The sequence below is a fragment of the Variovorax sp. 01T439_2 genome, from assembly GCF_056398445.1.
This window is the reverse complement of sequence record NZ_JBFTPJ010000153.1, coordinates 1-8253: the sequence shown is the minus strand read 5'-3', so window position 1 is coordinate 8253 and position 8253 is coordinate 1. Positions and strand designations below refer to the sequence as shown.

The 8253-nt window shown below is 70.4% G+C and carries 4 protein-coding genes and 1 pseudogene; 2 read left to right on the top strand and 3 right to left on the bottom strand.

The genetic code is table 11. From position 1 onward, the window contains the following. Positions 1 to 290: 290 nt before the first annotated feature. The gene (gene cphA, locus AC1DOC_RS09970) at positions 291 to 2858 is read right to left on the bottom strand and encodes a cyanophycin synthetase (RefSeq protein WP_478129741.1); all 2568 of its coding nucleotides are present in this window, start codon (positions 2856 to 2858) and stop codon (positions 291 to 293) included. Positions 2859 to 2874: 16 nt separating this feature from the next. Beyond that, a complete protein-coding gene (locus tag AC1DOC_RS09965; protein ID WP_012746208.1) occupies positions 2875 to 5121 on the bottom strand; it encodes a cyanophycin synthetase in 2247 nt (748 codons plus the stop codon). Between the two features lie 139 nt (positions 5122 to 5260). On the opposite strand from AC1DOC_RS09965, the gene AC1DOC_RS09960 reads away from it, so the two are divergent. Beyond that, on the top strand, positions 5261 to 7543 hold the full coding sequence (locus AC1DOC_RS09960) for a cyanophycin metabolism-associated ABC transporter (RefSeq protein WP_478129740.1): 2283 nt from the start codon (positions 5261 to 5263) through the stop codon (positions 7541 to 7543). Continuing rightward, entirely contained in the window at positions 7543 to 8019 is a 477-nt protein-coding gene (locus tag AC1DOC_RS09955) for a cyanophycin metabolism-associated DUF1854 family protein (RefSeq protein WP_028253971.1), read from the top strand. The genes AC1DOC_RS09960 and AC1DOC_RS09955 overlap by 1 nt, the downstream gene beginning before the upstream one ends. A 12-nt stretch (positions 8020 to 8031) precedes the next feature. Here the strand turns inward: AC1DOC_RS09955 and AC1DOC_RS09950 are convergent. Then, a pseudogene (locus AC1DOC_RS09950) lies at positions 8032 to 8253 on the bottom strand (acyltransferase family protein); the annotation flags it as partial.

The following is an 8253-nucleotide window of genomic DNA, read 5'->3' as shown; positions in this document are numbered from 1 at the left end:
CTCCTGCTGCGCACGTGCGGCCGTGCCGGGCGCCTGCGCTTGTGATGCGCCGGAAAAAAGCAGGCCGCTTGCTGCAAGAAGCGCGGCAGCACAAAGGGTGGAACGAACTGTTGTTGTCATCGGGTGCTCCTGGTTGAGGCGCGCCCTCCGAAAGCGCGACCGGACACGCAGTGTGGTCCGGTGCAGGCCGTGCGGGGTGTGGGACGGCACAGACAGCAGCCCCGGCCGGACTCGCCCTTGCGTGTGGGACGTGTCCGGCATGGGCCGGCGCGCGGCCGGCCCGGTGCGGGTCAGCCCGCCGCGATGCGCTGCGCCAGGTGCGCGAGCGCTTCCTCGACCTGGTCGACCAGGATCAGCGACAGGTCGCCCGGCTGCAGCCGCGCAAGCGCGGTGTCGATGGCGACGAACTCGCCGCGGATCTCGACGATGTAGCGCGTGCGCGCCGCGCCCTGCAGGCCCTGGCGCAGCAGCGCCATCACCTCGCCGTCGGCACGGCCGCGCTGGGCCGCGTCCTGGTAGAGGATCACGTCGTCGAAGGCCTGGCCGAGGATGGCGGTCTGGTCGCGGATGTCGGAATCGCGCCGGTCGCCCGCGCCGCTGATCACCACCGAGCGCTTGTTGGCCGGCATGGTGTCCACGGCCGAGACCAGCGCGCGCATGGCGTCGGTGTTGTGGCCGTAGTCGGCGATCACGGTGGCGCCGCGGTAGTCCATGACGTTGAAGCGCCCCGGCACGCCGGCCGCGTCGTTCAGGAAGCTCGCGAGGCCGCTGCGGATGGTGTCCCAGTCCAGGCCCACGGCCCATGCGGCGGCCACGGCCGCCATCACGTTGTCGACCTGGAAGCCGATGGTGCCGCCGCGCGTGATGGGCACGTCGCGCAGCGCGATGCGCTCGCGCCAGGAGCCTTCGGCCGCGACCAGCGTGTCCTGGTCGACGTAGACGGTGCGCTTGCCCTGCGCGCGGTGCGTGGCCATCACGGGGTGCTGGCGGTCGGCGGTGAAGAAGATCACGTGGCCCGGGCAGCCGGCGGCCATGGCGGCGACGTTGACGTCGGCGGCATTGAGCACCGCGTAGCCGTCGGGCGCGACGTTGCGCACGATCACGCGCTTGAGCACCGCGAGGTCTTCGACGGTGGTGATGTAGTTCAGGCCCAGGTGGTCGCCGCTGCCGATGTTGGTGACCACGGCCACCTGGCAGCGGTCGAAGCCGAGGCCTTCGCGCAGCACGCCGCCGCGCGCCACTTCGAACACGGCCGCATCCACGTCGGGGTGCATGAGCACGTTGCGCGCGCTCTTGGGGCCGCTGCAGTCGCCGCTGTCGGTCTGGCGGCCGTCGACGTACACGCCGTCGGTGTTGGTCATGCCGGTGCGCAGGCCGCTGGATGCGAGCAGGTGGTTGATGAGGCGCGCCGTGGTGGTCTTGCCGTTGGTGCCGGTCACGGCCACCACCGGAATGCGGCCGTCGTCGCCATGCGCGAACAGCGTGTCCATGACGGCTTCGCCCACCGCGCGGCCGCGGCCGAACGAGGGCGAGATGTGCATGCGCAGGCCGGGCGCGGCATTGACCTCGACCACGCCGCCGTGCTGTTCCTCGAGCGGGCGCAGCACGTTCTCGCAGACCATGTCGACGCCGCAGATGTGCAGGCCGACCATCTGCGCCGCATCGACCGCGCRCGCGGCCACTTCGGGGTGCACGGTGTCGGTCACGTCGGTGGCGGTGCCGCCGGTGGACAGGTTGGCATTGTTGCGCAGTACCACGCGCTGGCCGCGCGCGGGCACGCTGTCGGGCATGAGGCCCTGGGCCTCGAGGCGGCCGATGGCGATGTCGTCCAGGCGGATCTTGGTGAGCGAGGTGGCATGGCCTTCGCCGCGCCGCGGGTCGAGGTTCACGGCGTCGATCAGCTGGCGCACGGTGGCGCTGCCGTCGCCGATCACGTGCGGCGGATCGCGCCGCGCGGCGGCCACCAGGCGGTCGCCCACCACCAGCAGGCGGAAGTCGAAGCCCGGCAGGAATTTCTCGACCATGACCTCGCCATAGGCGGCGGCCGAATCGTAGGCGGCGGTGAGCTGCTCCTGGGTCGTGATGTTGACCGTGACGCCCTTGCCCTGGTTGCCGTCCTGCGGCTTCACCACCACGGGCAGGCCGATCTCCACGGCCGCGGCCCAGCCGTCCTGCGCATCCGAAACCGGGCGGCCCAGCGGCACCGGCACGCCGGCCGCGTTGAGCAACTGCTTGGTGAGTTCCTTGTCCTGCGCGATCGATTCGGCCACGCCGCTGGTGCTGTCGACCTCGGCCGCCTGGATGCGGCGCTGCTTGGAGCCCCAGCCGAACTGCACCAGGCTGCCGCTGGTGAGCCGGCGGTAGGGAATGCCGCGCGCCACGGCGGCATCGACGATGGAGCCGGTGCTCGGGCCCAGGCGCTCGGACTCGTCGAGGTCGCGCAGCTCGGTGATGGCGGCGGCGGCGTCGAAGGCGGTGTCGGCCTGCGCGGCCGCGATCAGCTGTTCGGCCAGTTCGATGGCGCGCCGGCCCACGGCCTCTTCGCTGTACTGGAACACGACCTGGTAGACGCCTTCTTCCACCGTGGGCGAGGTGTGGCCGAAGTTGACCGCGCAGCCGGCCTGGGCCTGCAGCGCCACGGCCGCGTTCTCGAGCACGTGCGCCAGGGCCATCGGCTGGCCCAGCACCATCGGATGCAGCTCGCCGATGTGGGGGAACAGCGCGCGCAGGCGTGCTTCGAAGCCCGGCAGGCGGCTGATGGCGTTCTCGTCGCCTTCGCAGGCAACCACCGCTTCGATGGCGGTGTGGCGGCTCCAGAGGTTGGGGCCGCGCAAGGCGCGGATACGGGTGACTTTCATGGGGCGGCGGTGCGCTTCAGGCGAGTTGCAGTTGGGGGGACGAAAGCGGCTGTGTCTGCGAAAGCTGCAGCGAGGCCAGCGCCGCCTGCAGGTCGGCCTCGAAGGCCTCGACGCCGGCGCCGATGAGGTTCAGCGGAATGCCCAGCGCCCAGGCCGCGGCCACCGCGGCCAGCACGCTCTCCAGGCTCACGCCCGCGTGCGTGGCGCGCCAGACGGTCAGGCGGCCGAGGCCGGGCAGGAAGGATTCGCTGCTGCCGTTGGCCAGCACCACGCGGTCCTGCCGCACCAGCACGGCCTTGCCGCCGGCGGCCTGGTGCGCGGTGAGCGCGGCAGCCTGCGGGTCGGCCGCATAGAGAATGACGGCGCCGTCGCACAGCGGGGCCAGGCCCGCCACGCGCGGATCGCCCGCGTTGAGCACCGCGGTGCCTTCGCCCAGCACCACGTCGACCTGCGTGCGCAGCACCTTGACCATCTGGTCGCTCTCGGTGATGTCGTAGTCGGCCAGCGCCTCGGCGCCTTCGAGGTCGGTCACGATGCCGAGCTCGCAGCGGTCGTAGGCCAGGCCGTCGCGCAGGATGGTCTCGGCGCCGTTCTCGATCACCACGGCTTCCACCGCGCGGTTCACCAGCAGGCGGCGGCCGGCTTCCCAGTTGGCGCTGTCGCGCGCATCGACGCGGCGGCGCTCCAGGAACAGGCCGTCGCGGCAGGCCAGGCCCGTGTGGCGCCCGCCCAGGTTGATGAGCCAGGCGACCAGGCGCGCGAGCACCGCGGTGTCGCGCGAGCCGGCCACGCCGATCACGGGGATGCGGCCCGGCGCATCGCCCGGGAACAGGTGGTCGCAGATCGCGCGGCCCACCGGGCGYGGCGAGCCGACGGCCGGCTTCAGGTGCATCAAGAGGCCGGGGCCGGCATTCACTTCGACGATGGCGCCGCGCTGCGGGCCGAGCGGCTTGCCGATGTCCAGTGCCACCAGGTCGATGCCCGCGATGTCCAGGCCCACCACGCGTGCGGCCAGCACGGCGGCATGCGCGACTTCAGGATGGACCTGGTCGGTGCAGTCGTTGGCCATGTTGCCGTTGCGCTGGATCGTAACCACGCGGCCGGCCGCCGGCACCGAGGCGCCGTCGAGCTCCTGGCGCTTGAGTTCGAGCTGCAGCTTGGCGTCGGTGTCCAGCACGATCAGGTCGAGCGGGTATTCCTCTTCGGCGCCGCGGCGCGGATCGCTGTTGAGCTGCTTGTCGATCAGCTCGGCCACGGTGCTCTTGCCGTCGCCGGTCACGGTGATGATCTCGCCGCGCGCGGCCGCCACCACCTCGCCGCCCACCACCAGCAGGCGGTGTTCGTGGCCGCGGATGAAGCGCTCGACCATCACGTCGCTGCCTTCGGGCTCGGCCACCGCGAAGGCGGCCATGACTTCGTCGCGCGTGGTCAGCTCGAGCGACACGCCGCGGCCGTGGTTGGCGTCCGAGGGCTTCACGACCACCGGCAGGCCGATGTCCTCGGCCGCTTCCCAGGCTTCCTCGGCGCTGGCCACCACCTGGCCCTCGGGCACCGGCACGCCGCAGCTCGCGAGCAGCGACTTGGTCAGCTCCTTGTCGCTCGCGATCGATTCGCCGATGGCGCTGGTGTAGTCGGTCTCGGCGGTCCAGATACGCTGCTGGTTGGCGCCATAGCCCAGCTGCACCAGGTTGCCGCTGTTGAGCCGGATGTGCGGAATGCCGCGGTCGGTGGCGGCGGACACGATGGCCGCGGTGCTCGGGCCGAGGTAGCAGTCCTCGACCTTGGCCTTGACCGCATCGACCGCCTTCTGCACGTCGTCTGCGGTGAAGGGATCGTTGTTGATCGCCGCCATCAGCAGGCGGTGGCCCTGGGCCAGCGCCACGCGGGCCACCTGCTCGTCGCGCGCGCGGAACACCATGCGGTAGACGCCGTGCTCCGAGGTGCTGCGGGTCTGCCCGAAGCCGGTCGGCATGCCGGCCAGGTTCAGCAGCTCGATCACCACGTGCTCCAGCACGTGGCCCGACCAGGTGCCTTCGGTCAGCCGCTGGATGAAGCCGCCGCGCTCGCCCACGCCGCAGTGGTGCTCGATGAGCGCCGGCAGCAGCGCCGTGAGCCGGTCGGTGAAGCCGTCGATCTTGTTGGAGGGGTAGTCCTCCAGCTGGCCCAGGTCGAGCCAGACTTCCAGCACGGGCCGGTAGGTCCAGAGGTTCGGACCGCGCAAATAGTTGATGCGCAGCAGGCGGATGTCGTCGAAACGGGTCATGCAAACGTTCGATGTGCTTTGGCCGAGCACCGCGGCGCCTTCAAGCGCGCCCATGGCAATCGGTCAGAATCGGCGCCCGACAAAGGACGCCATGGCGCGGTCCCTGCGGCCCGCGACGGGCAAGAGTCAAAGAAACACAATGCAACATCACGATCCAGTCGGCACCCGGGAGGGCGAAATCGAGGCGGCCTCAGACGCGCTGAAAAGCCGGCTCGCAGCCGCGGAAAACGTTCTGGTCACACTGCCGGTTGACCTTGACGATGAACTTCTGTTTACCTTTGGGCTCGTGGCCCTCACCGACCGGCGGCTGCTGGCGCTGCAACCGGATGGCCAGTGGTGTGAGTGGACACTATCAGATTCGGCCCTCCGTTTGCATTTGAGCGACCATTCGGGCGTTGGAACGCTCGATCTGGTGGGTGCCGAAGGGCGCCTTGCGCGCTGGCGCTACACGCTGGCGAGCCAGCCGGCCGCGCTGCGGCTACTCAAGCTCTTCGGCCAGCGCGAGAACGGCACTGTCGCCGAGGCGACAGCCGAGCCCGACGGCGACGACCTGGCCCTGCCCGACGCCGAGCTCCAGGCACCGCCCTCCACCTGGGTGCTGCTGCGGCTCGGCCGCTTCGCCAAGCCCTACCGCAAGCAGCTGATCGCAGGCTTCCTGCTGACGCTGGTCTCCACGGCCGCGACGCTGGTGCCGCCCTACCTGACCATCCCGCTGATGGACGACATCCTGATTCCGTTCCAGAACGGGCAGAAGATCGACCCGGCGCGCGTCGGGCTCTACCTGAGCGGGCTGCTGGGCGCGGCGCTGGTCGGCTGGGGCCTGGGCTGGGCGCGCACCTACCTGCTGGCGCTGGTGTCCGAGCGCATCGGCGCCGACCTGCGCACCACCACCTACGAGCACCTGCTCACGCTGCCGCTCGACTATTTCGGCGGCAAGCGCACCGGCGACCTGATGGCGCGCATCGGCTCGGAAACCGACCGCATCAACGTGTTCCTCTCGCTGCACGCGCTCGACTTTGCGAACGACGTGCTGATGATCGTGATGACCGCGGTCATCCTGGTTTCCATCAACCCGCTGCTGGCCGTGGTCACGCTGGTGCCGCTGCCCTTCATCGCCTGGATGATCCACGTGGTGCGCGACCGGCTGCGCACCGGCTTCGAGAAGATCGACCGCGTGTGGTCCGAGGTGACCAACGTGCTGGCCGACACCATCCCGGGCATCCGCGTGGTCAAGGCCTTTGCGCAGGAGCGCCGCGAAGCCGAGCGCTTCCGCGTGGCCAACGCCTACAACCTGCAGGTCAACGACAAGCTCAACCGCACCTGGTCGCTGTTCACGCCCACCGTCTCGCTGCTGACCGAGATCGGCCTGCTCGTGGTCTGGGGCTTCGGCATCTGGCAGGTGGCGCGCGGCAGCATCACGGTGGGTGTGCTCACGGCCTTCATTGCCTACATCGGCCGCTTCTACACGCGGCTCGATTCGATGAGCCGCATCGTCTCGGTCACGCAGAAGGCGGCGGCCGGCGCCAAGCGCATCTTCGACATCCTGGACCACGTGAGCAACGTGCCCGAGCCCGCCAACCCGGTGAAGATCGAGCGCGTGCAGGGCCGCATCGAGATGAGCGGGCTGGGCTTTCGCTACGGCTCGCGCGCCGTGATCCACGACCTCGACCTGACCATCGAGCCCGGCGAGATGATCGGCCTGGTGGGCCACAGCGGCTCGGGCAAGAGCACGCTGGTCAACCTGATTTGCCGCTTCTACGACGTGACCGACGGCGCCATCAAGGTCGACGGCACCGACATCCGCCGCTTTGCCGTGGCCGACTACCGGCGCCACGTGGGGCTGGTGCTGYAGGAGCCGTTCCTGTTCTTCGGCACCATCGCGCAGAACATCGCCTACGGCAAGCCCGACGCCACACGCGCCGAAGTGGTGGCCGCCGCGCGCGCCGCGCATGCGCACGACTTCATCCTGCGCCTGCCGCACGGCTACGACTCGCTGGTGGGCGAGCGCGGCCAGGGCCTGTCGGGCGGCGAGCGGCAGCGCATCAGCATTGCGCGCGCGCTGCTCATCGACCCGCGCATCCTGATCCTTGACGAGGCCACCTCGGCCGTGGACACCGAGACCGAGAAGGAAATCCAGAAGGCGCTCGACAACCTCGTGCAGGGCCGCACCACCATCGCCATTGCGCACCGCCTCTCGACGCTGCGCAAGGCCGACCGGCTGGTGGTCATGGACCGCGGCGAGGTGGTCGAGGTCGGTCCGCACGACGCCCTGATGGAGAAGCAGGGCGCCTACTGGCGGCTCTACCAGGCGCAGCTGCGCCAGGCCGACGAGGAGGCGAGCGAAGGCGCCGTCGACGAACGCGCCGGCGCGCAGCTGCCCCTGGTCATCAGCCATGCGGCCCATCCCGCCGGAGACGCATGATGAACGACACCATTCCCACTTTCGACCTCGAGCGCGATGCCTTCGGCCGCCTGGTGCTGACCGATGCCGAGGGCGAGCGCCACGTGGGCGTGACGCCTGTGCGCGCCTTTCCGCTCAGCGCGCCCGGCGAGGGCGTGTCGCTGGTCGGCAGCGAAGGCCGCGAGCTGGTCTGGATCGACCGCCTCGAGGCCCTGCCGGCGGCGGCGCGCGCGCTGCTCGAACAGGAGCTCGCGGTGCGCGACTTTGCACCCACGCTGCTCAAGTTGCATGGCGTGTCGAGCTTCGGCGTGCCCAGCACCTGGACCGTGAGCACCGACCGCGGTGACACCAGCTTCGTGCTCAAGGCCGAGGAAGACATCCGCCGGCTCGAAGGCGGCGCACTGCTGATTGCCAGCGCGCACGGCGTGCAGTTCCGCATTCCCGACGTGAAGGCGCTCGACCGCGCCTCGCGCAAGCTGCTGGAGCGCTTTCTCTAGACCGCCGCGCGTTCAGGCCGACGCGGCGCCGCCCGATGCGGCCGGCAAGGCAGGCGCCGGCTGGGTGGCCGCCCGGGCCTGCCGGTGGCCCCAGTCGGTGATCGGCTTCTCGAACCGGCGGTAGAGAAAGTCGGAGACAAGCAGTGCCACGCCGAAGGACGCGAACAGCAGCGTCGCCCCCGCCACCGTGGTGGGCGAGATGCCGATCACGGCCTGCGCCGCGAGGTACTGCAC